Below are 281 nucleotides of genomic sequence, written 5' to 3'. Positions count from 1 at the left end.
TTAGAGTTTAACCAGAACAATCGTTCTGATTCATTGGGTGTCAGTCCGCCGTTATATTGATGTGGGCGAAGCTGACAATAATATCCAATTATGTATCGTGTAATTTCTTGCTGAGCTTCTGCAAAGTTACGATACCCTGTCGTTGGTATCCATTCTGTCTTAAGGCTCCTAAAAAAGCGTTCCATTGGACTATTATCCCAACAATTCCCACGTCGAGATAAACTTTGTTTGAGCTGGTATCGCCATAATAGTTGCCGATACCTTCTGCTTGTATAGTGAGT

The 281-nt window shown here is 40.9% G+C and carries 1 protein-coding gene; it reads right to left on the bottom strand.

Going from position 1 to position 281, the window contains the following annotated elements; translation table 11 throughout:
• A partial coding sequence (locus AB4135_RS20740; protein WP_371995329.1) for an integrase core domain-containing protein occupies window positions 1–281 on the bottom strand: 281 nt, incomplete at both ends.

The sequence above is a fragment of the Shewanella sp. 10N.286.54.B9 genome (genome assembly GCF_041468565.1).
Taxonomy (GTDB): Bacteria; Pseudomonadota; Gammaproteobacteria; order Enterobacterales; family Shewanellaceae; genus Shewanella.
Note: the sequence above shows the minus strand (reverse complement) of the source record. Positions and strands in the feature narration are given on the sequence as shown.